Here is a 24,904-nt window from a genome sequence, read left to right as displayed (position 1 = left end):
AACAAGTTACTATCAGTGATTAACCCTTTACCGGCTTTTAAAGAAATCCCGTTGTGGAGTAAGTATGCAGACATTCATTAATTAAGTAATCATCGTATTAAATGGGGAAACATATAATTAAACCTGTTGGAAGATTACATAAAAAGTATAACTATTTCTGGGGATGTAGGATTTTGTAAATCGCAAGTCGATATATACTTAGTAGTTAAATCCCACCTTAACGACCAGGAAAATGTTTATTTCGTTGATGATTAAGAGAAAAAATTTATTGAGGCACGAAATTTTGGTTGGAATACTTTACTTGCAGATGAAAAAGGTGAATGGACTAAAAAGGTAACTAATTTGTTAGTTTCTTATTAAGCTACGGTCACGTTTCTTAATAGAGAAAGACTCTTTATTTGTATTTTAAGTGTGATCTCATTAATTGGCTATTAACAACCTTTTGTCTATTATGTGAAAAATCAATATTTTTTAAGGAGCAAAATTATTAAATCAAATTATCAAATGTTAAATTTTAACATAATTAAATTAGGAGTGGAAGACTATGGAGAAATGGCTTGGCGCAGCTGGGGTGTGTGTTAAAAAGAAAAAAGTTTTAATGGTATTACAAGGAACAAAAGCAGAACCAAAACGTTGGTCTGTTCCCTCTGGAGGGTTGGAGAAGGGAGAGACGTATGAACAATGTTGTATTCGAGAGATAAAAGAGGAAACTGGGTATGATGTGGAAATCATAAAACCATTACTTGAAAAAGAAAGTCCATACGGTAAGGTACATTATTTTGAGGTTAAAGTAACTGGAGGAAATCCAAAAATACAAGATCCTGATAATTTAATTTATCAAGTTGATTGGAATCACAAAGTGATATTGAAGAATTGAGCCTTACATATGAAGAAGATAGAAATTTTCTTATTGAAATACTTGGGGAATTAAGTTAATATTTATCATCCAAAGTTTTTTTAACAAAACAGCTAATACAAATATAATTTTATTTACTCCATTAAAGGGCCCGATTCTGACGAGCAGCGCAGGTAGTAAATGATCAAACTTTTTTATAAAAACCGAACACCCAATCACAAAGAAAGAATTCATTTTGATCAATCTTTTTTAAAAATGGATTCTTTTTGTTTACCATAGAATGCGGATTAGTAAGATGTTTTTAATCAAACTTTATTCCAAAGCAATATTAATGTTGGTTTAAAATAAAGTCGCGACGTTTGTAAAAAAGATGCGATGTTTAAAACAAAAGTTGCGAAATTTCACCCCCCCTTGAGAAGGTGCTTGTCAACTAATGGTGCTTTAATTGTGAATTTGAAATAAAGTCGTACCGTTTGTAAAAACGGTGCAACTTTATTTCAAATCTACAAAAATTGTAGGTTTATAAAAAAGTTTGATCAAAATGGCTTATAAAGTCCGATTTAATATAAAGATCAGAGCCTGCTTTTGTAAAAACGATTGATCAAAACAGGCTCTCAACATATCTCGATTCAGGAAGTTTTGTAAAAAAGTTGATCATTTTCTGCTTGCGTTATTCAATTAACGCGCACGATGATTGAAGACTTGATTTCAAGATAATTTAATGACATTAGTGGGATACGGCAACAATTCCTGTTTTTTCGCGAATCGTTGCCATTCCCAAATTGATACGTCACTCACTTCAACTCTCCATCAACCCCTACCACTGAATCGTTTGATCGCTTCCTCGGTGACTGGCGAGAAGAGGTTCACAAGGTTGCCGTCGGGATCACGGAACAGTATAGCACGGTTCCCCCACGGCATCGTGGTCGGTTCCTTTACCCACTCGTCGATAAACGGCTTCAGGCGTTCGTATTCGGCATCGACATCGTGAACACGTAACTCTATGATGACAGAGTGATTGTCGGCTGCCACTGCTGAACCTTCGCCGAACAGTGGTACTGTCTGAGAGTGGCCGATCGCCAGGGTGCACGATGGCACAACGAATTCGGCAAAGACTGGCGCGGGGCGTTCCGCTGAAACACCTATGACTTTCTCATAGAATTTGACAAGACGATCCACGTCGTCGGTAATGATGCGTACAGAAGCAAAATTCATAAAATATCATCCTTTCTATAATAACTGATACAATACCGTATCATATCATCCCTCCAACAGATGCAAAGTATACTTCGCTTGTATCTCTCACTCCTTTATGCTTATTTACTCCGATTATAAAATAACGCTACTGACAACAGTATGTCAGTAGCGTTTTAACATTTTTTGGGCCTCCTCACGAATCCGATTTCGGAATGATTCTGGCTCCAATACAATCACACCGGCTCCCCAGCCAAGCACCCATTGCAGCAATTCGTCCATTTGACGAACGCGTAAGACTACATGCAATCCATTTTGATGCTCTTCCATATCCTCTATGTAATGATAATTCGATTCCTTCACCTTATCTGCGATGTCAAGGTTAAATTGGAGGCGAACGCGTAAATGCCGATCGTCCGGAGGGGTAAACTCCCTTAAGTTAAAATGCGCCGGAAGTTTGAATCGTTCTTCCAGATCGATTAGTTCCGTCATCCGGGACAAACGGAAATGGCGGATGTCTTGGCGCAGATCACACCGGGCCACAAGCATCCACGATCCTTGAACGAGCACCAATCCATAGGGGGCAACGGTACGGACACTATGGCGATTCCTCTCAGAATCTGCAAATCTTTTTGCATAATGAAAGTTGATCTTTCGCTCGTCTAATATCGCTCGACGGATCTTTTCCAGATATTCCTTTTCTTTTGATGGTGTTACCTGTTTATCGGAAATGAGCAAATGTATAGCCTTGCGAATACGAGATGTTTCATTGTGAACGCTCTCCGGTAGAATGGCCTCGATTTTGCCGCGAGCGGTTTGGGCCCTGACACGATAATCGTCATCAAATCGTTGTTCGATAAAGTCCGTTCCAATTAGCAAGCTCACGGCTTCTGGTGCCGTGAAACTGATCGGCGGTAGAAAATAGCCTTCCATCAAGGAATATCCTGTACCAGGGGCGCCTATAATCGGTACGCCCGCTTCACTCAGCGACTGAATGTCGCGGTAGATAGTTCGCACACTAGTTTCAAATAAGGTTGCCAAATCTTCGGCACGTACAACTTCTTTACGTTGCAACTCCAGCACGATCGCTAACAAACGGTCTGTTTTGTTCATTGGTTGCCCCCCTTGATATTTATTGCAAAATAAAAGTACCACATCTTAATCGAGGAGATGATTTGGTGGATCCGGAGTTGCCGGATATAGATGTGTATTGGTATCTATATTGTAATCCCTGCAAAATAAGGACAAGGTTTCTGTTGGGGTTATTCCGTTAACGCACCCGTTAAAGGAACAATGTAAGTACCTATCTTGTAGCTATTTTTCCCCGTAAGGATATTTTGTTTGTTATTTAATAGCCTTTGCATTAAAGATAAGGATAAATCAACAATATGTAATAAACTCATTTCTTGGAATACATCATAATCTCGAATGTCATAATAATCATGAATGTAGCCAATGTTGCGTGCCATTGTTTTAGATATCTCTTCCTCTGTAACAATGATCCAATCGATATCCTTCCGTTGCCAAAACTCTCTTTCAATCTCAAACTTTTCAAGTACATGTTTCTTCGGTAATTCATCCTTCATTTTGATTGTACGAGCTACTTCGGTCACATTCTGTCCTTTTTGAACTGTTAATAAAAAATCCGTTGTCATCACAATCGGACTACCAGTTTTAAGGTCAGTAGGATGATTTATCCCTAACTCGTTTGCAATAACAATGGTTTCTTCTAATGGTATGTTTAATCCTCTGTTCAATCTCAGAAGTTCTTTTTCTTTTCGACATAAAGACACCCCTTTAGATAATCATATCCAAAGAGGTAAAACGATACAACTTTTTTTATAAACGATTCGACTTTTTTCAAACGGTTTAACTTTTATAATAAAGTTACACCGTTTATAAAAAAGAGTAACTGTTTACAATAAAGATGTTCCTCAATCGGGTTGACGATTATAGAATAAGCAGGTTTTTAAAAAGAGTGGCGAAATAGTTATTAAATTTAGGACTTTCTAATTAACAGCACGCCTGATTATTCCAAAACTGCGCAAGAGCAATTGATACTTCGATACAATTTGGCGGCAAACGTCTCTTATCAGTATTATAAAGCTTGATTTTCTGTTGTTGTTCAGGATACTTATTTGGGAAAAGAAGTGCATTCCTTTCTTCAAGCATTTGAATCAAAGCCAATTTATTTAATTACACTAAATCCAAATGTTGAAGCTATCATTGAACGAGAGAAAAAACGCCATAAGACAGGCTATACCACTTAGGAGGTTGAACCTCTTTATGAAGTATTGATAAATGAAAATCCGAGGCTAGGACTTTGGTTAGGCTTATCAGAGGATTGTATTCTTGAAGAAGGCTTTATTGATCGAGTATTGGGCAACGTTTTTTTATATCGATATGAATAGACAATGGATGCTCTTTTTGGAAAAGAAGCACCAGTTTACCACTATTTGCAGCATTTTTGGAATAATATAACGTCAATTCCTAGTATTCAATATTCGTAAAATTCACCTTTTCGTAGATTTACAACCGCTATGCAATTTAATGACCTAAGGAGGATGCTAAATGAGCAAAGAAAATTTCGAAGTACCTTTAAGATGCAAGGGGATTGTAGTCATTTTATTGAAAAAAATTAATAATGAATATAAGGTTTTATTGTTAAAAAGAGGTTCTTTTATCCATTGAGAAACATTTCGTGATGAATAAGCCACCGGAGTATTTGCGTATTGAGCATTAAGTTTTTTTAGTTGATAGGCCAAAATCGAAGGTGCTATTAACGTAGTTAACTAGAGTTATTTTTGAAAATTGCTTGTTCTCAATAAATATTCCCTATGATACACTTATACTATCAATAAAAAATTTCTAAAAGAAGTATGGAAAAAGAGAATGATATTTAGAAATTCAAAGGATAAATAAAAAAGTAAACATATCGCCATGCGGATGTGTGGGCGTAATTCGCATAGCCATGCCCACTGGAAAGATCTATGTTCCAGTGTTATTCGCCCAAGTTTCGCCCCTGCCCCTCCTTGGAGGAATGTAAGTGAAATGTTTGTGAAAAAGAATCCCATGTTTTTAGACGTGGGAGTATTCAAAAATGCTGATCCAACAAGGGGGAATAATAAATTGAATCACATCTATTCTGGGATCGATGAGATCATCGCATACATTCATAACCATATTGATGAGCCGTTCTCCCTTTCTTGGCTAGCGGATCAGGCAGCATACAGCCCTTTTCATTTTTCGCGTGTATTTAAACAAAAAACGGGTCTTTCTCCACATTACTATGTTGCTTCATTAAAAATGCAACGAGCAAAAGATCTATTATTGAATACAGATTTGACGGTTCGCGATATAGGAATGGAAATTGGTTAACAAAGCTTAGGAACCTTTACAACACGATTTACCGAAAGAGTCGGTATGACACCGTCACAATTTAGAAAATCCCCCATGCAAGTCAGCATGTATTTACAATCCTTAAAAAAACTTGGTCACAACAACCTGTCAACGAAAGCCAATGTAATAGAGTGGAAGTTACCATTGAAGCGAAGATTCCGTTTCAAGGTGTTATTTTAGTTGGATTATTTACAAAACCGATACCAGAAGTACTGCCTCGATATGGAACAGTACTTTCTTCCTTAGGACATTTTAATTTTACGGGTGTTCGTCCTGGTACTTATTTTTTGATGGCAACTGCTCTATCTTGGGAGATGAAGGGAAATGAAATTCTTGTTCCTCATCAAACATTGCGTGCAAAAGCCGAACAACCGATTATTGTTGGATCTGAAATGGTTATCCCTCAACAACGACTTCTACTCCGTGGCCCCCGCCTTGATGATCCTCCGATTCTCATTTCTTTACCAGTATTGATGAAAAACTTTCTAAATCGAACATAATAGCAATTTATAAGAACTTTCATACTAATCCATGTGCTAGAATACATGAAAGTTATTCAACTATATCGCTTTTTGAAAGAGGAAAAAAGAATGATAAGCTCAATAAGTAGCAAAGGGATTAATTTTCTGTTTAAGAAACAAATCTTGAACTATTAAAAGCAATTGCATTCATAGAAAAAATGAGTTATTCAAAAAGTGGGTTTAATTTTGTCGGGGATATTGAAATAGAAAATCAAAATATCTAGTTTAAATGCAATTCTTCACAATATCAACATGTACCACAAACCATTATTTTTGTTGTTCAACTACGAGAGGACCTATTTATTACTTTGCCCTACACTCTTACTTATAAGAATTTCACACAGAATCAAAATGGTAAAATAAACAAGGAGGAATTACGATGACAAAAACAAATCAAACTATCATTCCCCATTTATGGTACGACAGGGAAGCGAATGAGGCAGCAGAGTTTTATGTTTCTATATTTCCAGATTCAAGAATGAAGAATAAAACAATACTCCACGACACTCCATCAGGCGACTCCGATTTAATTTCTTTTGAGTTGTGGGGACAAGGATTCATGGCCATTAACGGAGGACCTTATTTCACATTTAATCCATCGGTGTCTTTCTTCGTGAATTTTGATCCATCACGAGAAAAAGACGCGAGTGAAAAACTAGATGAGGTTTGGAACAAATTGTCTGAAGGCGGAACCGTGTTAATGCCACTCGATAAGTATCCGTTTAGTAAGAAGTATGGTTGGATTCAAGATAAGTTTGGCTTGTCGTGGCAGTTAATCCTTACCAATCCAGAGGGGGAAGAGCGGCCTCCGATCGTGCCCTCGACCATGTTTGTTGGTGATAAATGTGGTAAAGCCGAAGAAGCGATTGATTTTTATTTATCTGTATTTAAGCATTCAAGGATGGGGCATATTGCTCGTTATCCTCAAGGCATGGAACCTGACAAAGAAGGAACGATCATGTTTGCTGATTTTATGCTAGAGAATCAATGGTTTGCTGCAATGGACAGTGCGATCGATCATAAATTCAGTTTCAACGAGGCCATCTCATTTATGGTATATTGCGACACACAAGCAGAGATTGATGACTACTGGGATAAGCTATCTGCTGTTCCTGAATCCGAGCAATGCGGTTGGTTGAAAGATAAGTTTGGTCTATCTTGGCAAATTGTACCGAGAGAAATGGACGAAATGATGGCGAATAGCACACCGGAACAACTTGCACGTGTCAATGAGGCAACACTTAAAATGAAGAAACTTAATCTTGCGGAGCTAGAAAAAGCATACAAGGGATAATGAACATACAGCATAGGGAAAGGCGATCACATGTTGATTTGGTCGACCTCGGAAAAAATTACTGAAAATAAATAATGATCGGCTATCTATCAGGGGATTTTAGCTCTTATACTAATCAGGTGTCATATCAATGTTTCCTTTTACAATCATCACTCATCAAATTTGACTCCAGAAGAAACGTTATCTGAGATTATTAAACGTGCAGAATGTGAGGCACAAATTGAAGTATAAAGTGAGCCTCTTTTTGCACAATATTTTCTCTCTCAATCGGGCAATCGGATGCGTTCGATACGGCTTTGAGATTGTGCCGTCATTTTTGTCGTCTCCTGTGATCGAAACATAAATGGTATGCTTACTACTGCTATTACCCATGGCGTGATATAATACGAATCCGCAACTTATAATAGCTGTAGTTAAAGTTAAAATAATCCATTTTCTCATCATTTCCTCCATTTTAAACCGTATTCTCGTTATTCAATTAAGTATAAACCTCTTTCCATTGTTTGCAAAGCACCTTGCTAGTTTAAAGCAGAAGTCGATTATTTTTCACATCCGACGTTTTGATTTCATGAATCGATTGATTTTGAAGGAGAGGATTATAGTTCAAGAACTAAATCTAAATTATGACTAGTAAATATTACGTTACCTTGATTAAACTTGATAATGTTTTTGAACACCTCAACACTTTCAGTATCTAAGCCATTAAAAGGTTCATCTAAAAAGATTAAATTTGGTTGATGAACCATGTAAAGAAAATACCCTTTCTAAAAAATAACCTTGGCCAGAATAATTTCGAAAAGCTCTGGAAAGTGTCTTACAAATAATACAGTATTGATTTGCTCCAGAACTGATAACCGAATCCGCCGATGATTTGCTTCATCTTCTTTATCCACTCCAAAGAATTCAAGTGTCTTTTTAATTTCATTTATATTTAAATCTTTAGTTCTTTATAGAATACCAGTTATGAAAATTACAGCGATTACCACCGGAATAACAAAAGCAAAGATTGGTTTAACTGCATAAGGAATTTTCACTCCTGTTGTTCCAATATTGATTTCATCAATGAAGTTCTCCGTTTTCCACTTAAATACAACATACAAAGAAAGCAAAAGTGCACCAACGACAAGCATTATATTTCCAGAGAAGTAATCAATAAATGTGAATATATCCATGCCGAAAATCTGAATGTTTGACCATGGTCCCTGTGATAAAATAGACGGAATTGCCAACACCAAACTAACAATACTCACCAGCCAAACACTTGTTTTACGATTCAGATTAAATAATTCAGATGCATTGGCTGCTAACGTTTCCACAAAACCGACTCCCGTTGTAAGTGCAGCTACTATAACCAGGAAGAAGAATAGAAGACCAAAAATTGTTCCACCAGGCATTTGATCAAATATAGTCGGCAATGTCAGGAAAATCAAACCTGGTCCTGAATTTGGGGCAACACTAAAGGCAAATATTGCCGGAAATATGACCATTCCTGAGATAAAAGCAACAAATGTGTCAAGCGAAATTACCCACACTCCGTCTACAACTAGATTGGACTTCTCTCTCTTCAGATAACTTCCATAAGTGAAGGCAGCAGCCATCCCAATACCAATGGAGAAGAAAGCCTGCCCCAAAGCCTGCAGTACAGAGTCTCCACTAATTTGTGAAAAGTCTGGTTTTAAATACCATACAACTCCCTCCCATGAACCCTCTAAAGAAAGTGAAAATACACTTAGAGCTAGTAACATGATGATTAGTAAAGGCATTAATAGTCGCACAAATTTTTCTGTACCATCTTTCAATCCTTTCACTACTACAAACGCAAGAATCAACATTGGGATAATTGCGTATCCAGTAACAAGCCATGGGTTAGCGACAAAATTTTCATAAATACCGGCTGCCTGATCAAATGTAACCCCTTGAAATGTACCAAGACCTACCTTTACAAAATAAGCAAATAGCCAGCCCATGATCATCAGGTAGTACGAAAAGATAAGTAACGACGTAAACACGCCAAGCCACCCTATCGATACCCAAGTACTGCCTTTTTTAGTTAGTTTACGTAAACCGGTAATAGCACCAGACTGTGCTTTTCTACCAAGACCTGCTTCAACATAAAATAATGGAATCCCAATGACAATAATAATAGCAATATAGATTAATAGAAAAGCTCCACCACCGTTTTCACCTACTAAATAGGGAAATCGCCATATGTTCCCTAAACCAATGGCAAATCCTGCAGCGGCCATGATAAACCCAACTCTTGATCCCCATGTTTCTCTTTTTTTATCCGTTTTAGGATCACTCATGAAATTCCCCTCTCTATTATTTTCGTATACTTAGTAACTAAACAATTGCGCCTTCAATTATCAATTCTTTTTCCGCAAAACGTTCTAATCGAAGTGGACTGAGATCTAATGTTTCATATTTTCCTGTTCGAATCAGCTCAGACAAACCTTTCCCTACAGCTGGCGCTTGCTGCATGCCATGACCGCTAAACCCAACTGCCATAAAATATCCTTTCATTTTCGGGTGACCTCCGATAATCGCATTTTGATCTTCTTTATTATGACTGTACATACCTGCCCATCCAGCGGTTATTTTTGCTCTTTCGAAATTGGATATCCGCGTAGCCAATACTGGCCATAGCTGCTCTTCGAAAAAAGAACGATTCCACCTGAAATCAATGCCCGGCTTCACCTTCTCACCAAAGCCAGAAATTATCGATGATCCTTCATGCCTGAAATAAACACCGGTCGGGTCTACCGTTAACGGTAATTCGTTTTTCAGCGGTTCAGCAATATCAAACTGAATGATTTGTCTCTTGAGTGGGACTACCGGAATTGGCAGTCCTATCTTTTTACTTAGCTCAGGTGCCCATGGACCTGCCGAATTTATTACCGTATGGGCCTCATATCTCTCTCCATTATTACATTGCACACCAGTTACTTTTCCGCTCTCAGTCGTAACAACATCGACCTCTTCATACACATAATTTGCTCCCAGCTCTTTTGCTTTTCGAGCGTAACCCTGCATGACAGAATACGGATCTAAGTATCCATCTTCCCCGCAATAAAGTCCTCCCTGCAAATCTTCATTATTTAATTCTGGGATGATTGATAACAATTCTTCTTGTTCCAGAAACTCTGAAGGTACTCCGAAACTTCGCTGCAGCTCCATCTGCCTTTTTAACTGATTGATATTCTCATTTTTAGCGAGAAAAAGATAACCCGGATTTTTAAAATCAATTTCTGCTTTTTCGCCTCCTATCGCCATATCTTCCGCGAATGTCATATATTTTTTTAAGCTATATCTGCTAATTTGTATATTAATTCCTGTTGTAAATAGCTGTCTGATCCCTCCGGCGCTTCTTGGAGTCGAAGAAAACTCATATACTTTATCTTTTTCAAATACGGTAATTTCACCTGTAAATCCGTCATTCAATAAATTATAAGCAATACTGGAACCAATGACACCACCACCAACAATTATAATATCTGTTTTTTTTGACATATAAATCACCTCTCAGTAAGAATAATATTCATTTTTTATTTACAATTTTCATTAGTTATACCTTATTTTATTCTCTTATACTATGGACAATTCGCCTAAATATTTAAGCTTTCTAAATATTTAACCTTATCTATTTATCTTTATTATGATATGATATAAATACAAAAACAGAAGATTGAAAGGGTGGTGTGTAGTGGACCTCTTAGTACAATTTGCACAAAAAGTAGTGGAAGCGGTTTCAAAAATTTCACCATTTGCTATCAGCCTGAGCGATCACGACGGTTATATTATTGGTTCTACGGACTCAAGCAGGGTTGGCACCTACCACTTGCCTTCAAAAGAAGTAATTGAAAAGAACGATTACATTATATTTGATAAAGTACAAATAAAAAATATGGTTAATGTGTATGAGGGCATCGCATTTCCTCTTCAATTTGATCACAAAACAGTTGGAGTCTTGGGAATAATTGGGCCACCTGCCCAAGTCAAACCTTATGGATTATTAATTAAAAATTATGTTGAAATAATGTGGCAGGAAACTTTTCATCGGCAAATAACGGATATGAAGGCAAAAACCAGAGAAACATTTGCACAATATATATTATTAAATGAAGTAGTCCAGACAGAAAGGGTCAAACAGTATTGTGAAATGCTCGGCATTCCTTATGGAAAAAAGAGCTTTTGTATTGTCATTGATATTGGCAATTCCTTACTGCACAGCGTTAAAAAACATATTTCCATCGACCAACTGAAAGATAACCTATTAAGATGCACTCAGGAAGCCTATATATGCACTGATTGCGGGTTAGCTACATTTTTAAATAGCGAAAAAATAGTTGTTGTGAGGCAAGTGGGGAGTGAGGGGGAATACAGGGAGCTCCTGCAGCAATTTGAGAAACAAAGCAGGGAATTAATCAGATTATATAGGATATATTCGATTAAAGACCCTTCAATTGCAGCTGGTAGTCTTTCACCTGCTATTGAACAAGTAAGTGAGTCTTACCATGAGGCAGTGAAACTAATACAGTTCGCCAAAGAACGTAGCCTCGAATCAAACATACATACCATATTTGATTGGGATATCATTTTAGAACAATTACCACTAGAAACATCTAAAGAATATCGTAACAAAATTCAATTTCGGATCCATACTCTTATGGAACATAGTCGATTTAAGGAAATGGCGGATCTCTTTATAGCATACTGCGAAAACAATATGAATATTAGCCAAACGGCAAAAGTACTGTTCATTCACAGAAATACGCTTATTTACAGATTAAAGAAAATAGAGGAAATGACTTCGCTCAACACGAGTAATTTTCAGGATTGCATACTTCTCTACTTGGCGTTAAAAAAATAAAGCAGCAGGTCGTTTACACAGCTTCCATATATATGTGTATCGTTCCTGCCGCTTTTTTTATTTATTTGGGAATAGTTGTTTAACCTCTGCATTCATCTTACTTGCATTTTCCATAGCAACTTCATCATCCAATACTTCTCCAGGCTTATTTCCATCACCAATAATCCAACCTTCCAGCCTGGTACCCATGAAATCAAAAATATATGCAAATTGCTGCACTAATGGCATTCCTTTTTCATAAGGCGAATCGCCACCCACAATAACTACATAATGTTTAATTTCCTTCATTCTCTCTTTAAAATTGCGTTCCGGAATACGCATGCTTTCTGTAGATCTGTCAATAAAGTTCTTCATAAGACCAGACATCCCATACCAATACAGAGGTGTAACATAGATGACAACATCATGTTCAAGCATTTCAGAAATCAACTCATTATAGTCATCATTCACCCGTTCTAAAAACCCTTCCGGCTCATGTCTCTTATCGTCAATTGGTGTAATATTATAATCAGAGAGATAACGCTTATTATGCTTGATATCATAGAGCACCTTATCAGCAAGCAAATCAGAGTTACCCTCTTTTCGAGAACTGCCATATAGAGCAAATACTTTCATTATCATTCCTCCCTTGCTTGATTTTATCCTGTAAGTTCCAGAGTAATTGACAATGGATATTAAGTACAAAGACACGATTTCCTGTATTTAATATCCATATAGGACTTTTCACACAGTAATTATTCAAGCAAATCCTTTCTGTTCTTCCACCGTTCGCTCATATATTTCTCCGATTCACCAGAATTCCCATTAATATAGAAGGTTTCGTTTATATGATCACCCTTTATTTTCGCCTTCCATATCGGCAAATAAACAAGGGAAACCTCCTTCACTTCATGAAGTGGTTTTTTTAAAACATAGGAACGATTGATTTGCTTTTGCTGCACGTTTATTATATATTTATCTAATTCTTCCTCTGGTAACTGCACTGTTACCAGTACATCCATCTCCACTTCTTCATCCTTTAATGGAGGAATTTTTGTAAACAAACCACGGTATCCTGACACGGCATCAATAAAAATAATATTTGGAGTTCTTTTAGAAGGAAATGGCGGGCGTGCTGCAACCACTAAGTTTTTTACGATCCAGAACGGGTGATAGATCAGTTCCTTTCTCACAAGGTGATTACGAATATAATCGGGGCTCCAAGCCTTATTAAATCTTCTCTTCACACCAATACTTTTATAGATTGCTTTATAAAGCATCTCATCAGAAATCGTTTCACTGCCGATACGCTGAATTTTTTTTGTAGATATTTCAGTTGCTTGCATTATTATCTCTCCTTTCTTTTCCTGCAACAAGCTTTAACGAAACTGACAGTGGAAATATTTGCAAATAAAGCCTGCCCTATATTTTTTACGAAGACAGGCTTTATCCCGATTTATCTTTCAAAAGCAAAACAATTTAAGATACTATTCTTTCACCATGATAACGATCTACCTGTTTTTGCGTTTCTTCTGATGGCGGTGGTGTCATTAAACTTACAACTATTAATAAAATTAACGAAACAGGTGCTGCAATGATCGGCTCGGCCACTACTCCAAACGGCTCCGTAATAACGAAAATAACAAAAGTCAATCCTCCACCAATCATTCCTGCAAGTGCACCAGCTGTATTTGCCCGTTTCCACCAGATACCAAGAACAAGCGGAAAACCAAATGTGGAAAGAAGACCTCCACCAACCCAGCCAACCATAATTGCTATCAGCTGAGGAGGATCGATAGCAATAAGAATTCCTATTAAACTCGCAATGAACATAACAACGAAACCTAACCTTGTAACCTGTTTTTCCGAGGCATCTTTCTTAATATATTCTTTATAAATATCGCGGGCGACACCAGCGGAAATTGCCAGTAGCATTGCATCAGCAGACGACATAATAGCTGCAATCAATCCCGCAAACATGATTCCAGCCAGTATCGGTGTCATATAGTGCTCAATCACTGAAATAAAAATCATATCTTGATTCGTCAGGCTCTCAGCAATCCCTAGAGTAGCTCCTGCAGAAGCAACAATGAATCCAAAGATAAATATGGTCAAATAGAGCAAACAAGCCCACATTGCCGAACGACGGGCTACTCGGGCATCACGTGAAGCGAAGTTGCGCATAACCGCGGATGGGGAAACAATTCCAAACCAAAGGAAAGCTAAAAACAAACCAAAGTAGGACATCCATGGTTGAGTTATATCTCCAAATTGGGGTGTAACCGCCAGAGCATCCTGTAAAAGCGAGCCAAAACCATTATGCTGTATTAAAATAATAATTGACAGAATGAACATACCTACAAGAATAAGCGCTCCCTGGACGAGATCGGTATAAGTGATTGCCCACATACCTCCAAGGGCAGCGTAAAGTGTGAAGCCGATACCAAGTACAATAACTGCGGTTGTATATTCAACACCAAGTATATATGAACCAATTAATCCGGAAGCAGTTAATTGCGGCACCATGTAAAATGTCATCCCGATAACTACAATCGCAACAGCTAATAATTGTACCTTATTCCCATATCTTTGTTTAAAAAACTCCGGTAATGTAGCAACACCTGACCTTCTTATTTGCCCAGAAACGAGAAACATTGTAAATGGAAGAATAGCTACCGCACCAAAACCATAGGCAAAAAGGAACGGAACGCCCAGTGAGACTCCTGATCCAACAGCTCCCATTAATGAACTAGAGCTTGCAAGTGCGGCAAATAATGCAAATGCACCGACAAATGTATTTATTTGTCTACCTGCTGTCCAATAATCACTTTCAGATGTATGAGCACGTTTTGTAAAATAAACACCCATTAACGTCATTAAGATTAAATAGATCACCAATATAATTGTTTCAGTTAATTGCATTGTCTTCCCCCCCTATCTATTTACCTTCTTTTTCTTTTTGTACCCTTTCTATCCATAACACATAAACGATAGCTAATAAAAACCAGATGAGATAAGTGGAAAACATTAACCAACCAGCTAAAGAAATACCCAACAGATAAATGTCCGTTGGCCACCATATCAGTACGATTGCGACCACTGCTACTAATACATACAATAAAATAATTCCAGGGTCTTTCAGCTTTGAATTCATTTCACTTTCCCCCTTGCATTTTTTAGTATCCAAATGTTAAATGGAATAACTGAATCTTATCCGTCAATCCAGTTTCATACCAACCCCTTTTTCCAGCGCCCTTTGATACACCAACTTTCCGACAACCACATCAAATAATGCCATACCTGTTGATTTAAAGACAACACTCCTTCCTGCTTCCTTATTAACTTTCTTTGAACCCGCTATAAAGGATGCCATGTTTTCTATTGCATCTTCGGTAATCCAGCCTTGTTCCAACGGATGAATAATATCACCAGATTCCTCTATGGCATGATCTGTATCCAAATATATTTTATCCGCTAATTCATAGAGAGACTTTGGAAATTCACGCATGGTCGGCTGAAATGAACCAACGCCTATGACGAATTTATCTTTTAGAAGTTCTTTATCATCAGGTAAAACTGGATTATCCGAAGTGGTCGCCGTAATAATTACTTCTGCATTTCGTACAGCTGCTTCCCGGCAATCTGCTGCATGCAACCGAATGTCCTCCCCAATCCAGCTTCGTAACTCCTCTTGAAATGCTGGAATCTTTTCAGGACTTCTATTGTATAAATATATATCTTTAAATTCTCTTTCAATACAGGCTGCAATTGTTTGATACAAACCTTGTACTCCTGTTCCGATAACGGCTAGTTTAGAAACATCTTCATCTGTCAAATTTCTAACTGCTGATCCTCCTATAGCGCCTGTCCGCAACCCTGTAAGGAAAGAACCATCGATTAGACATTTAATCTGACCTGTTTTACTGTCAATTAAAATAACCAGCCCATGCAGTGTTGGATGCTCTATATTATTTGGAAATATTGTGACAAGTTTAGCCCCGATTGCACCTTCGATAATACTTGGCATTAACAACAATGTATTGTCATTTTCCTTCACCTGCAGTCTTTCCGGCATCTGAAATTCATTTTTTTCATAAAGCTCGTAGGCAGCGTCTATTGCATTTACGGCATCCTTCATTGTTACTGCATCTCGAATAGCTTGTTCATTTAAATACAACAAAATATAACCTCCCTTATATACTTTTAAATCAACTTAGATAACGGCATTAAAATTATTTCATTATTCTAATTTATAGCTTATTTCTGATAACTTTTCTATAGACAGTTTGCCTAAAAAATACACTTAAATACTTGGTTAATTTTTGTTCTTCAAAGATACAAATTGAAATAACATGATAACAGAAAAAATAACACGAAATAAATTATTCGTCATTTTGCACACACTATCATTGGAAGCGTTACCAAAAGTATGGAGATAGTGAAAGACCATCCCACCTATTTTAAGAAACACTTCATTTTATATTACCCGAGTAACTTAGGATCTATATAGTAATATTCATATGATTCCTCCTCGTATTTTAGATATATTCCGATTTTAAAGTGTTAACCTATTTATTTTTAATAATAGACTAATCCCTTTCATTCCACACAGCTTCTTTTACATGATTCATCGCCACGTAATTCCTATAGTTCTATCTTCCACATCCTCCTTTTTCTTCCGAGTAACCTTGCGATTAATCCCTTCTTGAACTGTATTATCTATTTGATAATCCTTTGAAATCACAATACAAGCATCGAATCTACAGTTTTCAGGAAGTGTTGTCTCAGGATTATCTTGTGGTATTGCAAGCAGGGTTGCCGATTTAAGAAGATTTTTCTTCTTAGTCCACCTTTTTAGTTTCTCCATTACTTCATTATTTGCAGGGCCATATGAACCAACTCTTCGTACATAAGCAATACAATAGTTTGGGAGTGTTTCGACTCTATGTTTCATTTATTCATTCTCCTTTTCTTCATTCATATTTGTTTGATACATTTTGAATGTAACATGCTTTAAAAATATATACATTTTATTTTTTAAAATTTTCTGTTAAATTTTAAAAATAGTAATTTCTTTTATTCAATTAAAAGGGGAGATTTTGTTAAAAAGAGAAGAGCAAGTATATAAATAATGGTTTAGTTCGGAAACTAAGTCACTCTTCAAAATTATTACTAACGATATGTTATTTATCATATTAAGGTTGTTCGATCATTTTCCACTTTTGAGTTTTTATCGCTATACTAAACGAGTTTGGTAAATTTATACTTTTTATTTAATTGGAAAAATGAATGGTATATATAATAGAAATAGTACATATGTCCCGTTTGGCGGATTGGATCAATAGAAAAGGATGATGAATAATGCTACCTTTTTTCACAAAACCCATATCCAGGTGAACTATTGTATTCAGCTATTGCGCGTTATCACTATTATAGTAGAAATCTTGATTTTAAAGATACGTTGGAGGAGTTGTTTGGTAGTCGTTCTGTGATACCGAGTGTGGAGATTGGTAGTCATTTTTCTATATTGGTAGAACAGCTTAGTCCCCATTACCCTATCGAAAACCTTTTAGCTAATCATACGATTTATTTATTCTTATTATGTGATGTTCCTTTCAAAAAGTCGACAGCAAGAGATCATTCAGGATGTTGCTAATAGTGGAAAAGGGTTTTATGCAAGATTAGGAATGGTTGCTGGTAGTATTTGTAGAAAAGAGAGCCTGTACTATTGTACGTCATGTGTTCAAGATGATGTAGAGAAGAATGGTGAGCCATATATTCACAGGGAGCATCAGCTACAAGGAATTGATTATTGTCCACATCATGAAGTGCCTTTAAGGAAATATCCAGTAACACCTATTTCAGCAAGCAGAATTGAATTTATACGATTTGAAATGGAACAGATGGATTTATCACATATTTACGAAGTTGATCCCTATGGAGAGATCAAAATCCATTTAGTAAAACAAGCATATGAGCTGTTAAAGCAACCGTTGCATTTATTGTCACGGCAAGCACTGGAAAGATCTATCTTCCAGTGTTATTCGCCCAAGTTTCGCCCCTGCCCCTCCTTGGAGGAATGTAAGTGAAATGTTTGTGAAAAAGAATCCCATGTTTTTAGACGTGGGAGTATTCAAAAATGCTGATCCAACAAGGGGGAATAATAAATTGAATCACATCTATTCTAGGATCGATGAGATCATCGCATACATTCATAACCATATTGATGAGCCGTTCTCCCTTTCTTGGCTAGCGGATCAGGCAGCATACAGCCCTTTTCATTTTTCGCGTGTATTTAAACAAAAAACGGGTCTTTCTCCACATTACTATGTTGCTTCATTAAAAATGCAACGAGCAAAAGATCTATTATTGAATACAGATTTGACGGTTCGCGATATAGGAATGGAAATTGGTCAACAAAGCTTAGGAACCTTTACAACACGATTTACCGAAAGAGTCGGTATGACACCGTCACAATTTAGAAAATCCCCCATGCAAGTCAGCATGTATTTACAATCCTTAAAAAAACTTGGTCACAACAACCTGTCAACGAAAGCCAATGTAATAGAGTGGAAGTTACCATTGAAGCGAAGATTCCATTTAAAGGTGTTATTTTAGTTGGATTATTTACAAAACCGATACCAGAAGGACTGCCTCGATATGGAACAGTACTTTCTTCCTTAGGACATTTTAATTTTACGGGTGTTCGTCCTGGTACTTATTTTTTGATGGCAACGGCTCTATAAGTAGCAAAGGGATTAATTTTTTGTTTAAGAAACAAATCTTGAACTATTAAAAGCAATTGCGTTCATAGAAAAATTTAGTTTAAATGAGTGGTTCAGTAATAAATCAAGGGATTAACGACAATATTCGACAATAACAGTACATAATTACGTCATGGTCCAAATTTTTGTCGAAAACCTATACTATCGGTTTTTGCGTTGGATATTCGACAAGTGAATCGGTTGAAAATTTCTGGCAACCAATTATAAATCGTTTGGTGTAGTTCTTGGAATGGTTCTAGGGAAGAGTTCAATACTTCTTTTTCCCACTCCACCAAACAGGTCCAATGCCTCTTCCAGATCGCTACATCGATATAGGGATTTTTGATGTAGGCTGATGGCTTGGGCTAACTGAGGTGACGTTTCTTCCCATTGCTTCAGTCGCTCCTTTTGGTCGGGTGTCAAGTCTTCGATGGGTTCAACGAACAGATTCTTGTCTTGTTTTAAAGCGATTCGTTGTTCTTCGGTTAGAGCCTTTTGAACGGATTTTCGAACGTCACCTAAAGCCCGGGTTGAAGCTTGAATAACATGGAACGCATCAATCACCACGATGGCTTGAGGGAGTACCGATTCGATTGCGGTTTTATATTCCTTCCACATATCAATGCAAACGGCTAACACCTGTTCCGGATGGGATAATTGCTTCAGGAGTTTGACGACCTCATCGTATGCCGGATACTGGGCAATGACAATAAACATTTCCTTTGAAATTGTGAACAACGTTTTTGTAATCTTCGAATAAACGTGTTTCTTCACCATCTTTCCACATATTGGTTAAAATGAGTAAAGGAACAACAGATTACTTCGCCATGGCTTTGGTACTGTTCGTCCTTTCTTTATGGACATCTTGATTTACCATTTATGCTGTTATTTATGCAATAAATACATATGTTTTCATTACGTTAACCTCCCCAATATTTTTTACCTATTAAAGGGTCCATAATTTACCAAAACGCTGAAAATAAATCATTTCTATGTTTGTTAGAGTAAAAGCATTTTTCAATACTTTATTCAATTGGAAAAAGTTTTAGTAAGTAGAAACTGACAGTGAACTCTATGCATTAAGCCCTTTTTTGTTATAATAAAGGTACATAACGAGAGGGAACATTCAACTAGATGAAAAAATATTTTACCATCCGCATTTTGGTTGTGTTTTTATATATTGGTGTTTTATGATATGGGTTAAGCACGAGGACAACTGTTGGCTATACAGTGATCATTGTTGGATTATTAGCCGGATTAGCAATCAATAATTGGAATTATCAAGCCAATTTGAAAGAGAAGCTTGAGAATCCACAGGCAGGAGAAAAGCCAAAGAATTCTTAGTGAAACGAAGGATTAAAACAGCTTGGCTATGAGGGTCAAGCTGTTTTGTTTTTCCTCCACTTCCCTCTCGAGAAGCCCCTCTTCATCCTTCATGTTCTGATAAGATGTTTATTAGTGTTTCCCCTAATGCCCGCACCTCTTCTTCCTGCGTACTTTTTCCAAATGAGATACGAATAAATTCTTTTGCTGCCTTGCCGGTTACGCCTAATGCCGTCATCGTTTTAGCAGGAGCCTGACTGCCTATTTGGCAGGCACTTCCCGTTGAAATAGCATATCCCTTACGATTGCATTCCAGCATCACAAGCTGTCCTTCGACTCCCTTTAACCTTAGCCCGATGATTGAGGGTAGATCGGAAGGATAGATCGTTAGTTGGGTATTGTTTCGGATTGAGTTTAAAAAGGTATCTCGAAGTTTCATAAAATGATGCTGTTGTGCTTCAAACTCCATAATGGCCTTTTGTGCAGACAAGGTCATCGCTGCGATCGCAGGTACATTCACGGTGCCAGGCCGGAATCCTTTTTCATGTGTTGTGTTTGGATAAAAGGGATGCCAATGCAGACGGGGATTTAGATACACAACCCCGCTTCCCTTTGGACCATAAAATTTATGACCTGAAATCGTAAGGCTATCAACGCTTTGAGCTAGCCCTTGAATGTCCACTTTACCAAATGTTTGCACACAATCACTATGCAATAAAATGTTATGTTTACGGCAAAGCTTGCTTATTTCCTCGATCGGTTGGATGGTGCCGATTTCAGAGTTCCCATGCTGGATGGTAATCAAGACTGTCTCAGCGCAAATTTCCTTTTCCAATCTCTCGAGATCAATATGTCCTTCCTGATCGTAGGCCAAGGCCATCACTTCGTATCCATCTTGCTTACATTTTTCAAGCGTACTATGAACCGAACTATGCTCAGCCATACTTGTGAGGATATGTTTTCCTTTTTTTAAGGGAGATGAAAGCAAGGCTTGAATCGCTAAAAAGTTTCCTTCTGATCCACCACTTGTAAAATAAACTCCTTCTTCTTGGACACCAAGCATTTGCGCAAATTCTGTCCGACATGTTTCTAATAGTTGATTCGCTTGACTACCCATATCATGAAGACTACTTGTATTTCCAAAGAATTCGGTAGCTGTTTGCATGTATAGTTGAGCAGCTTCCTTATCTAGAGGACTGGTAGCTGCATAATCAAAATATTTGATCGTGATTTCCCCCTTTTTCAAAAAAACTCTTGTCATCAGTTTAATTATATGTAAATATAGGTGTCAAGACATATGTTAATGTTTGTGTCTATTCATTTAACAAAATCGTTTTGAATAAAGGAGGGAATTATGAGGCAGACGGATGTATTGATCGTAGGAAGTGGTGTAGCGGCATTTCAATTAGCCCGCAAACTTCGTTCTGATATTAATGTGATGATTATCACAAAGTCGCATACTTTCCTGTATATTTATGCTGAACACAGCCTCATTGATCGCTAAGGCTGCCCTACAAAGAACAGAAAGCCGCGGGGACCATTATCGTCAGGATTTTCCATGTGAAATAAATCACGGATGGCGACAGAAACAAATTATTCATTGCCGAAAGAAGGAAAAGGGGAAAGTGGATGAACAAATTAAAGTTGCGACAATTACTTGAACAATTTTTTATAGAAGATATAGGAGAACGAGATGTGTCCAGTAGTATTTTTAATGGTGATCAAATAGGAAGGCTTGCATTGATCGCAAAGGCAGATGGTGTTTTTTGCGGGGAAGAGGTCATTCGCACGGGATTTTCCCTGCTTGTAGGAGAGCTTGAAATTGAGATGAAGGTCCAGGATGGTGAACGGGTGGAAAAAGGGCAATCGTTAGCCGTAATTAGTGGGACGGTCGCCGATCTATTACAGGGAGAAAGAGTGATTTTGAATCTGGTTCAACGAATGAGCGGGATTGCGACGAAAACAAAAGAAGCTGTATCTTTGTTAAATAGTGATCATACAAAAATTTGCGATACAAGAAAAACGACACCAGGTTTAAGGATGTTAGAAAAATATGCGGTTCGGTGTGGAGGCGGAGTCAATCATCGAATCGGTCTATATGATGTGGTGATGTTAAAAGATAATCATATTGCATTTGCCGGTTCGATTACGAAGGCGATGGAAGCGGCAAGGAGAAATGTGGGTCATATGGTAAAAGTGGAAGTTGAAGTTGAGACAAAAGCACAGATGAGGGAAGCGATTGAAGCGAAAGCCGATGTGATTATGTTCGATAATCGGACCCCCGAGGAAATCAAAGCATGGTTGGAAGAGGTGCCGGAAAATATTGTGACTGAAGCATCTGGAGGAATTACGCTTACAGATTTAGCCTCCTACAGAGAGACCGGAGTTGATTATATTTCATTAGGATTTCTCACCCATTCTGTTTCGGCATTGGATATTAGTGCGAAAGTGACATTGGAATAAAAAGAGGAGCTGGATGAAGGATGAGTCTATTACAAAGCTTGCAAAAAAATGCACTTCCTGAAAAGTATCGAGAAATGTCCACGATGGAATTGGAAGAGCGGGTACGGAAAGTGAAAGAAAGATTGGGGGAGAAACTGTTTATCCCTTGCCACCACTACCAAAAGGATGAAGTGTTTCAATTTGCGGATGCGACCGGGGATTCGCTAAAGCTCGCACAATTATCACAGGATAATCGTGAAGCGGAATATATTGTATTTTGTGGTGTCCACTTTATGGCGGAAACGGCTGATATTTTAACAACCGAGCAACAAAAGGTCTTTTTGCCGGATATGCGGGCAGGTTGTTCCATGGCGGATATGGCCGATATCCATCAAACAGAACGGGCATGGGAGAAGCTGCAGGAACTGTTTGGGGATACGATTCTTCCTTTGACATATGTAAATTCGACAGCAGCCATCAAGGCATTTGTTGGGGCAAACGGTGGTGCGACGGTTACCTCGTCTAATGCCGAAAACATGGTGAAGTGGGCGTTCGGAAAAAAAGAACGAATCCTCTTTTTGCCTGACCAGCATTTGGGGCGGAATACCGCTTATAACTTGGGCGTTCGTTTGGATGAAATGGCAATTTGGGATCCGATCAAGAATGAATTAGTCTTTGAGGGATCGATTGAGACGGTAAAGGCGATTCTATGGAAAGGGCATTGCTCGGTGCATGAGAATTTCACCGTGGCGAATGTGAAACAAGTGCGCGAGGAGTATCCAGAAATGAAGATTATTGTCCACCCAGAATGTATCCGGGAGGTGGTGGAGCTTGCCGACCTAGCGGGTTCAACGAATTTTATAATCCAAGCGATTGAAAAGGCAGAACCAGGTTCTTCATGGGCAATCGGTACGGAAATGAATCTTGTCAAACGGCTTATCAGGCAGCATCCTGATAAGCAGATCATCTCCCTGAATCCGCATATGTGTCCATGTCTCACGATGAACCGGATTGATTTGCCACATCTTGCTTGGTGTTTGGATTCGATTGAACAAGGAGAAGAGCGAAATATCATTCGAGTCGATGAAAAGACATCCACGCTTGCCATGTTGGCGTTGGAGAGAATGTTGGAGTTGTCATAATTAATTAAGAAAAGCGCAAGCGCCTTGAATATGGAACGGCGGGACCACTATCGCCAAGCCGATGGATTCGCATCCTGCGAGCCTCTCGGCGCTAGGCGCTGGAGCTGGACCAACACCAGCTAAATTTTATGCTTTCTTTACTTCTAAAATAGGGGCGGATCGTTTAAATGACCGCCCTTTTCCTCCTAAAAAGTGTCGCTTAAGAATGCCCAAAATAAAAAGAAAGGAAGTCAGATTTTAGCTATTTCTTAACTTCCGTTTCTTGCCCATTTTTAAGAAAAATTGCACAAGCACTTCCACAAATACGAACCCCATGGCACTAGCGATAACGAATGCCTTGGTAGCAAGTGGAATTGCCTGGGTATAGTCATTGCCTACCACATGGCGCATGGCATCATAGGCTGTACCCCCTGGCACGAGCGGGATGATGCCGGCAACGATGAATGTAATAATCGGGGTTTTATAATATTTAGCAGGGATTGAAAGACTTTTGATATCCTAGTTCTCTTTCAGCCATCTTCCTGGAAATATGATTAACGCGGGCAATTTTTTCTAGGTCGGTTCCGCGCTGACTAATGCGAACGAATTGCGAGGAATCAGAACCTTCTAATGAAAATATAATTCTAGTGGGCGTCACAAAGCTTTGGCTTTCGGATAATTCGCAAGCCGCGGCCATTCGCATCATTGTATCTTCGACTCGATAGGTTTCCGTACCAAATTATTAAACGTGCAGAATCTGAGGCACAAATTGAAGTATAAAGTGAGCCTCTTTTGGCACAATATTTTCTCTCTCAATCGGGCAATCGGATGCTTTAACGGAATAACACAAGCATAAAATGATCAAACTTTAGTTTAAATCAACATTTATAATTTCATTAATTATTCAGGTTGTATGGCTGATCATTAATTTAAAAAAAGGAAAAGCAATTTAAAAAATCGGGTGCAATTCCGTCCCTATCGTTACATACGGACCATTTTGTTGACAGTTTATTTTGAATAGGATGAAGGAACAAAAAATGAAAAAGCTAATAGGAACAATTTTAAAAACAATAATCTTTTTTATGGGATGGATACTTTTGATTATCCCTAATCTACAATTCAATAACGATGCATACCAACG

21 protein-coding genes and 6 pseudogenes are annotated in these 24,904 nt (G+C 37.9%); 11 read left to right on the top strand and 16 right to left on the bottom strand.

The window, feature by feature from the left end:
• Positions 1 to 544: 544 nt before the first annotated feature.
• Positions 545 to 936 (top strand): annotated as a pseudogene (locus tag SPD89_RS19255) (NUDIX hydrolase).
• A gap of 730 nt (positions 937 to 1,666) precedes the next feature.
• Here the strand turns inward: SPD89_RS19255 and SPD89_RS19250 are convergent.
• The 3 genes from SPD89_RS19250 to SPD89_RS19240 form a co-directional block, all read right to left on the bottom strand.
• Positions 1,667 to 2,071 carry a VOC family protein gene (locus SPD89_RS19250; protein WP_336263569.1) on the bottom strand — a complete coding sequence of 135 codons (405 nt, stop codon included), beginning with the start codon at positions 2,069 to 2,071 and terminating at the stop codon, positions 1,667 to 1,669.
• A 144-nt stretch (positions 2,072 to 2,215) separates the two neighbouring features.
• Positions 2,216 to 3,163 carry a helix-turn-helix transcriptional regulator gene (locus SPD89_RS19245; protein WP_336263568.1) on the bottom strand — a complete coding sequence of 316 codons (948 nt, stop codon included), beginning with the start codon at positions 3,161 to 3,163 and terminating at the stop codon, positions 2,216 to 2,218.
• Positions 3,164 to 3,312: 149 nt separating this feature from the next.
• Positions 3,313 to 3,807: a TnsA endonuclease N-terminal domain-containing protein gene (locus tag SPD89_RS19240; RefSeq protein WP_442961206.1), complete on the bottom strand. Its 495-nt coding sequence runs from the start codon at positions 3,805 to 3,807 to the stop codon at positions 3,313 to 3,315.
• A 1,294-nt stretch (positions 3,808 to 5,101) separates the two neighbouring features.
• On the opposite strand from SPD89_RS19240, the gene SPD89_RS23255 reads away from it, so the two are divergent.
• From SPD89_RS23255 to SPD89_RS19230, 3 genes are all read left to right on the top strand, one after another.
• The gene (locus SPD89_RS23255; RefSeq protein ID WP_442961205.1) at positions 5,102 to 5,428 is read left to right on the top strand and encodes an AraC family transcriptional regulator; all 327 of its coding nucleotides are present in this window, start codon (positions 5,102 to 5,104) and stop codon (positions 5,426 to 5,428) included.
• Between the two features lie 152 nt (positions 5,429 to 5,580).
• Complete coding sequence (locus SPD89_RS23250; protein WP_442961204.1) at positions 5,581 to 5,949, top strand: hypothetical protein; 369 nt, start codon at positions 5,581 to 5,583, stop codon at positions 5,947 to 5,949.
• A 400-nt stretch (positions 5,950 to 6,349) separates the two neighbouring features.
• Positions 6,350 to 7,264 (top strand): VOC family protein, encoded by a 915-nt coding sequence (locus tag SPD89_RS19230; RefSeq protein ID WP_336263567.1) that lies wholly within the window; start codon positions 6,350 to 6,352, stop codon positions 7,262 to 7,264.
• 947 nt (positions 7,265 to 8,211) lie between these two features.
• Here SPD89_RS19230 and SPD89_RS19225 read toward each other — a convergent pair.
• Together SPD89_RS19225 and SPD89_RS19220 are read right to left on the bottom strand one after the other, a co-directional pair.
• On the bottom strand, positions 8,212 to 9,570 hold the full coding sequence (locus tag SPD89_RS19225) for a sodium-dependent transporter (RefSeq protein WP_336263566.1): 1,359 nt from the start codon (positions 9,568 to 9,570) through the stop codon (positions 8,212 to 8,214).
• Between the two features lie 37 nt (positions 9,571 to 9,607).
• Positions 9,608 to 10,774 carry an NAD(P)/FAD-dependent oxidoreductase gene (locus tag SPD89_RS19220; protein ID WP_336263565.1) on the bottom strand — a complete coding sequence of 389 codons (1,167 nt, stop codon included), beginning with the start codon at positions 10,772 to 10,774 and terminating at the stop codon, positions 9,608 to 9,610.
• A 193-nt stretch (positions 10,775 to 10,967) separates the two neighbouring features.
• On the opposite strand from SPD89_RS19220, the pseudogene SPD89_RS19215 reads away from it, so the two are divergent.
• Positions 10,968 to 12,116, top strand: a pseudogene (locus SPD89_RS19215) (CdaR family transcriptional regulator); the annotation flags it as partial.
• Between the two features lie 75 nt (positions 12,117 to 12,191).
• Here the strand turns inward: SPD89_RS19215 and SPD89_RS19210 are convergent.
• The 6 genes and pseudogenes from SPD89_RS19210 to SPD89_RS19185 form a co-directional block, all read right to left on the bottom strand.
• Positions 12,192 to 12,749 carry a flavodoxin family protein gene (locus tag SPD89_RS19210; RefSeq protein WP_336263563.1) on the bottom strand — a complete coding sequence of 186 codons (558 nt, stop codon included), beginning with the start codon at positions 12,747 to 12,749 and terminating at the stop codon, positions 12,192 to 12,194.
• A 119-nt stretch (positions 12,750 to 12,868) separates the two neighbouring features.
• Positions 12,869 to 13,459, bottom strand: a complete 591-nt coding sequence (locus SPD89_RS19205) for a hypothetical protein (protein WP_336263562.1) — start codon at positions 13,457 to 13,459, stop codon at positions 12,869 to 12,871.
• A gap of 133 nt (positions 13,460 to 13,592) precedes the next feature.
• Positions 13,593 to 15,035 carry a sodium:solute symporter family protein gene (locus tag SPD89_RS19200; RefSeq protein WP_336263561.1) on the bottom strand — a complete coding sequence of 481 codons (1,443 nt, stop codon included), beginning with the start codon at positions 15,033 to 15,035 and terminating at the stop codon, positions 13,593 to 13,595.
• 16 nt (positions 15,036 to 15,051) lie between these two features.
• Complete coding sequence (locus tag SPD89_RS19195; RefSeq protein WP_336263560.1) at positions 15,052 to 15,267, bottom strand: hypothetical protein; 216 nt, start codon at positions 15,265 to 15,267, stop codon at positions 15,052 to 15,054.
• A 63-nt stretch (positions 15,268 to 15,330) separates the two neighbouring features.
• Positions 15,331 to 16,293, bottom strand: a complete 963-nt coding sequence (locus SPD89_RS19190; protein WP_336263559.1) for an ornithine cyclodeaminase family protein — start codon at positions 16,291 to 16,293, stop codon at positions 15,331 to 15,333.
• 519 nt (positions 16,294 to 16,812) lie between these two features.
• A pseudogene (locus tag SPD89_RS19185) lies at positions 16,813 to 17,067 on the bottom strand (GyrI-like domain-containing protein); the annotation flags it as partial.
• Between the two features lie 652 nt (positions 17,068 to 17,719).
• On the opposite strand from SPD89_RS19185, the gene SPD89_RS19180 reads away from it, so the two are divergent.
• Together SPD89_RS19180 and SPD89_RS19175 are read left to right on the top strand one after the other, a co-directional pair.
• On the top strand, positions 17,720 to 18,202 hold the full coding sequence (locus tag SPD89_RS19180) for a TniQ family protein (RefSeq protein ID WP_336263558.1): 483 nt from the start codon (positions 17,720 to 17,722) through the stop codon (positions 18,200 to 18,202).
• Positions 18,203 to 18,281: 79 nt separating this feature from the next.
• Positions 18,282 to 18,856: pseudogene (locus tag SPD89_RS19175) on the top strand (AraC family transcriptional regulator); the annotation flags it as partial.
• Between the two features lie 152 nt (positions 18,857 to 19,008).
• Here SPD89_RS19175 and SPD89_RS23245 read toward each other — a convergent pair.
• The 3 genes from SPD89_RS23245 to SPD89_RS19165 form a co-directional block, all read right to left on the bottom strand.
• The gene (locus SPD89_RS23245) at positions 19,009 to 19,170 is read right to left on the bottom strand and encodes a transposase (RefSeq protein WP_442961207.1); all 162 of its coding nucleotides are present in this window, start codon (positions 19,168 to 19,170) and stop codon (positions 19,009 to 19,011) included.
• Positions 19,100 to 19,651 (bottom strand): transposase, encoded by a 552-nt coding sequence (locus SPD89_RS19170; protein ID WP_336263556.1) that lies wholly within the window; start codon positions 19,649 to 19,651, stop codon positions 19,100 to 19,102. Before SPD89_RS19170 ends, SPD89_RS23245 begins: the two co-directional genes overlap by 71 nt.
• Positions 19,652 to 20,303: 652 nt before the next feature.
• Positions 20,304 to 21,446 (bottom strand): IscS subfamily cysteine desulfurase, encoded by a 1,143-nt coding sequence (locus SPD89_RS19165; protein ID WP_336263555.1) that lies wholly within the window; start codon positions 21,444 to 21,446, stop codon positions 20,304 to 20,306.
• Between the two features lie 108 nt (positions 21,447 to 21,554).
• On the opposite strand from SPD89_RS19165, the gene SPD89_RS19160 reads away from it, so the two are divergent.
• From SPD89_RS19160 to nadA, 4 genes are read left to right on the top strand one after another with little or no spacing between them, the layout of a single operon-like run.
• Positions 21,555 to 21,704: a hypothetical protein gene (locus tag SPD89_RS19160; protein ID WP_336263554.1), complete on the top strand. Its 150-nt coding sequence runs from the start codon at positions 21,555 to 21,557 to the stop codon at positions 21,702 to 21,704.
• A complete protein-coding gene (locus tag SPD89_RS19155; protein WP_336263553.1) occupies positions 21,676 to 21,861 on the top strand; it encodes a hypothetical protein in 186 nt (61 codons plus the stop codon). The genes SPD89_RS19160 and SPD89_RS19155 overlap by 29 nt, the downstream gene beginning before the upstream one ends.
• On the top strand, positions 21,830 to 22,663 hold the full coding sequence (nadC, locus tag SPD89_RS19150; protein WP_336263552.1) for a carboxylating nicotinate-nucleotide diphosphorylase: 834 nt from the start codon (positions 21,830 to 21,832) through the stop codon (positions 22,661 to 22,663). Before SPD89_RS19155 ends, nadC begins: the two co-directional genes overlap by 32 nt.
• 20 nt (positions 22,664 to 22,683) lie before the next feature.
• Positions 22,684 to 23,784: a quinolinate synthase NadA gene (gene nadA, locus SPD89_RS19145; protein WP_336263551.1), complete on the top strand. Its 1,101-nt coding sequence runs from the start codon at positions 22,684 to 22,686 to the stop codon at positions 23,782 to 23,784.
• A 237-nt stretch (positions 23,785 to 24,021) separates the two neighbouring features.
• On the opposite strand, the pseudogene SPD89_RS19140 reads toward nadA, so the two are convergent.
• Both SPD89_RS19140 and SPD89_RS23240 read right to left on the bottom strand, forming a co-directional pair.
• Positions 24,022 to 24,258: pseudogene (locus SPD89_RS19140) on the bottom strand (threonine/serine exporter family protein); the annotation flags it as partial.
• Positions 24,254 to 24,490 (bottom strand): annotated as a pseudogene (locus tag SPD89_RS23240) (threonine/serine exporter family protein); the annotation flags it as partial. The pseudogenes SPD89_RS23240 and SPD89_RS19140, both read right to left, overlap by 5 nt.
• Between the last annotated feature and the right edge of the window lie 414 nt (positions 24,491 to 24,904).

Source organism: Pseudogracilibacillus sp. SO30301A, assembly GCF_037072025.1.
Taxonomy (GTDB): Bacteria; Bacillota; Bacilli; order Bacillales; family Amphibacillaceae; genus Pseudogracilibacillus.
This window is presented reverse-complemented; position numbering and strand designations above follow the sequence as displayed.

Excerpts from the sequence above, each read along its gene's own strand:
- nadA (WP_336263551.1), top strand. The coding sequence starts at position 22,684 with ATGAGTCTATTACAAAGCTTGCAAAAAAATGCACTTCCTGAAAAGTAT.
- SPD89_RS19160 (WP_336263554.1), top strand. The coding sequence starts at position 21,555 with ATGAGGCAGACGGATGTATTGATCGTAGGAAGTGGTGTAGCGGCATTT.
- SPD89_RS19200 (WP_336263561.1), bottom strand. The coding sequence starts at position 15,035 with ATGCAATTAACTGAAACAATTATATTGGTGATCTATTTAATCTTAATG.
- SPD89_RS19250 (WP_336263569.1), bottom strand. The coding sequence starts at position 2,071 with ATGAATTTTGCTTCTGTACGCATCATTACCGACGACGTGGATCGTCTT.
- SPD89_RS19205 (WP_336263562.1), bottom strand. The coding sequence starts at position 13,459 with ATGCAAGCAACTGAAATATCTACAAAAAAAATTCAGCGTATCGGCAGT.
- SPD89_RS19225 (WP_336263566.1), bottom strand. The coding sequence starts at position 9,570 with ATGAGTGATCCTAAAACGGATAAAAAAAGAGAAACATGGGGATCAAGA.
- SPD89_RS19155 (WP_336263553.1), top strand. The coding sequence starts at position 21,676 with ATGCTGAACACAGCCTCATTGATCGCTAAGGCTGCCCTACAAAGAACA.
- SPD89_RS19245 (WP_336263568.1), bottom strand. The coding sequence starts at position 3,163 with ATGAACAAAACAGACCGTTTGTTAGCGATCGTGCTGGAGTTGCAACGT.
- SPD89_RS19220 (WP_336263565.1), bottom strand. The coding sequence starts at position 10,774 with ATGTCAAAAAAAACAGATATTATAATTGTTGGTGGTGGTGTCATTGGT.
- SPD89_RS19195 (WP_336263560.1), bottom strand. The coding sequence starts at position 15,267 with ATGAATTCAAAGCTGAAAGACCCTGGAATTATTTTATTGTATGTATTA.
- nadC (WP_336263552.1), top strand. The coding sequence starts at position 21,830 with ATGAACAAATTAAAGTTGCGACAATTACTTGAACAATTTTTTATAGAA.
- SPD89_RS19210 (WP_336263563.1), bottom strand. The coding sequence starts at position 12,749 with ATGAAAGTATTTGCTCTATATGGCAGTTCTCGAAAAGAGGGTAACTCT.
- SPD89_RS23255 (WP_442961205.1), top strand. The coding sequence starts at position 5,102 with ATGTTTGTGAAAAAGAATCCCATGTTTTTAGACGTGGGAGTATTCAAA.
- SPD89_RS19230 (WP_336263567.1), top strand. The coding sequence starts at position 6,350 with ATGACAAAAACAAATCAAACTATCATTCCCCATTTATGGTACGACAGG.
- SPD89_RS19180 (WP_336263558.1), top strand. The coding sequence starts at position 17,720 with ATGTTCCTTTCAAAAAGTCGACAGCAAGAGATCATTCAGGATGTTGCT.